Origin of the sequence: Pseudomonas sp. K5002, from assembly GCF_013386655.1 — a bacterium.
GTDB lineage: Bacteria > Pseudomonadota > Gammaproteobacteria > Pseudomonadales > Pseudomonadaceae > Aquipseudomonas.
Map to the genome: position 1 here is coordinate 1 of NZ_JACARK010000314.1, position 2,576 is coordinate 2,576.

General features: G+C 61.1%; 4 protein-coding genes. 2 read left to right on the forward strand and 2 right to left on the reverse strand.

All coding sequences use genetic code 11. The features are described 5' to 3' along the window. Together HX846_RS15805 and nagE are read left to right on the forward strand one after the other, a co-directional pair. Positions 1–191, forward strand: a 191-nt coding sequence (locus HX846_RS15805) for a hypothetical protein (protein ID WP_178965679.1), incomplete at its 5' end; no start/stop codon positions are given. A 74-nt stretch (positions 192–265) separates the two neighbouring features. Beyond that, the gene (nagE, locus tag HX846_RS15810) at positions 266–1,924 is read left to right on the forward strand and encodes an N-acetylglucosamine-specific PTS transporter subunit IIBC (RefSeq protein WP_218645433.1); all 1,659 of its coding nucleotides are present in this window, start codon (positions 266–268) and stop codon (positions 1,922–1,924) included. Positions 1,925–2,104: 180 nt separating this feature from the next. Here nagE and HX846_RS15815 read toward each other — a convergent pair whose 3' ends face one another. Together HX846_RS15815 and HX846_RS40405 are read right to left on the reverse strand one after the other, a co-directional pair. Next, positions 2,105–2,416, reverse strand: a complete 312-nt coding sequence (locus HX846_RS15815; protein WP_003209620.1) for a hypothetical protein — start codon at positions 2,414–2,416, stop codon at positions 2,105–2,107. 4 nt (positions 2,417–2,420) lie between these two features. After that, a partial coding sequence (locus tag HX846_RS40405) for a phosphoribosylformylglycinamidine synthase subunit PurQ (RefSeq protein ID WP_178965681.1) occupies positions 2,421–2,576 on the reverse strand: 156 nt, incomplete at its 5' end.

The window sequence follows — 2,576 nt, forward strand, 5'->3', positions numbered from 1 at the left end:
TGGCCACGCCGGTGCTGATCGGTCTGGGCATCAGCGAGCTGTCCGTCAGCCCGCCGCAAATCGGAGAAATCAAGGACCGTGTCCGTCACCTGGACGCAGCCCAATGCCGGCAACTGAGCCAAAGCCTGCTTAACCTGAGCAGCGCCAAAGCCGTTCGCCAAGCCTGTCAACACCACTGGCCGCTGAGCTGAAAACAACAAGAATAGGGAGACACGCCGTGTACCAATATTTTATCGAAGGGCTGCAACGCCTGGGCCGTGCGCTGATGCTGCCGATCGCGATTCTGCCGATCGCCGGCCTGCTGCTGCGACTGGGCGACACTGACCTGCTGAACATCGCGGTGATGCACGACGCCGGGCAGGCGATCTTCGCCAACCTGGCGCTGATCTTCGCCATCGGCATTGCCGTGGGTTTTGCCCGCGACAACAACGGCACGGCGGGCCTGGCAGGCGCCATCGGTTACCTGGTGATGGTCTCCACCCTCAAGGTGATGGACGCCAGCATCAACATGGGCATGCTCGCGGGCATCGCCAGCGGCTTGATGGCCGGTGCGCTGTATAACCGCTTCAAGGACATCAAGCTGCCGGAGTACCTCGCATTCTTTGGTGGGCGACGGTTTGTGCCGATCGTCACCGGGTTCTCCGCGGTGGCGCTGGGGGTGATCTTTGGTTTGATCTGGCCACCCGTGCAGCAAGGCATCAACAGCTTCGGCGTGTTGCTGATGGAAAGCGGCAGTTTTGGTGCGTTCGTGTTTGGCGTGTTCAACCGCCTGCTGATCGTCACCGGCTTGCACCATATCCTCAACAACATGGCGTGGTTTGTGTTCGGCACCTTCACCGACCCGACGACCGGCGCGGTAGTGACCGGCGACCTGACTCGCTATTTTGCCGGCGACCCGAAAGGTGGGCAGTTCATGACCGGCATGTTCCCGGTAATGCTGTTCGGCCTGCCGGCGGCGTGCCTGGCGATGTACCGCAATGCACTGCCGGAGCGGCGCAAGATCATGGGCGGGATTTTCCTGTCGATGGCGTTGACCTCGTTCCTGACCGGGGTCACCGAGCCGATCGAATTCGCCTTCATGTTCCTCGCGCCGCTCCTGTACCTGGTGCATGCGCTGCTGACCGGGTTGTCGATGGCGATCACCAACATGCTCAACATTCACCTGGGCTTTACCTTCTCCGGTGGGTTTATCGACATGGTGCTGGGCTGGGGTAAATCCACCAACGGCTGGTTGGTATTCCCGGTTGGGCTGGCGTATGCGGTGATCTACTACAGCGTGTTCAATTACTGCATCCGTCGCTTCAATTTGAAGACGCCCGGGCGTGAGGATATTCAGGTCGCGCAGGCTGAGGCCATGACCGATAACCAACGGGCCGGGGCTTACATTCGGGCGCTGGGTGGTGCAGAGAATCTGCTGAGTGTGGGTGCTTGCACGACACGTCTGCGGCTGGACATGGTGGACCGCAACAAGGCGGTGGATGCCGAGTTGAAGGCGCTGGGTGCGATGGCCGTGGTTCGACCGGGTAATGGCGGGAGTTTGCAGGTGGTGGTCGGGCCGATGGCGGACAGCATTGCCGATGAGATTCGGTTGGCGATGCCTTCGTATGTTGCGGCGCCTGCGGTGGTGGTAGCGCCTGTTGAGAAGAGCACGCCGGTGAACGTGCATGAGGCCGAGAAATGGCTGAGTGCGCTGGGCGGTCGGGCCAATGTTTTGCAATTGGATGCGGTGGCGATGACGCGGCTGCGGGTGGAGTTGGGGGATGGTTCGGTGTTGTCGGAATCTCAACTGACGGCGCTGGGTTGCCAGGGTGTGAGCCAGCTTGAGAGTGGGATTTGGCACTTGCTGATTGGTGACAAGGCTTCAGGGTTGGGTGAGGCGTTGGAGCGGTTGGTCAGTGGCCGTGAGGTTGGGGTAAAAGCCTGAATCTTTGCTGAGCATCAGGGCCTCTTCGCGAGCAAGCCCGCTCCCACATTTTGATCGGTGCCCGTCATGGCAACGCGGTCCAATGTGGGAGCCGGGCTTGCCCGCGATGAGGCCCTACAGGCAACAAAAAACCCGCTGACCAAACTGGCCCAGCGGGTTTCTTGTTTTGCAGCCAGCGAATCAAAAATCCGCCAACTGCCACACCTCATACGCCGGTGTCTCATACGGATGGCTAAGCTTCAACGCAGCCACCACAGCCACGATCAACTCATCCGCCACCACCAACTCAACCTTCCATTCTTCAACCACTTCAACCTGCCCCACCTGCCCGATAAACGGCTGGCTGCCGTCCATCGCGCGGAATTGGCCCTGGCCCAGTACCTGCCAGGCGCAGCTGTCGTAGTTGCCGATGCGCCCGCCGCCGGCTGCGAAGACGGCGGCTTTCACCATCTCCACGTGGCTGTCGGGCACAAAGAAGCTGAGCTTGTACACCGACTTAGTTCACCCAGACGCGAGCGTTACGGAACATGCGCATCCACGCGCCGTCTTCGTTCCACTCTTCCGGGCGCCACGAGTTCTGCACGGCGCGGAACACACGCTCCGGGTGCGGCATCATGATGGTGACGCGACCGTCGCGGCTGGTCAGCCCGGT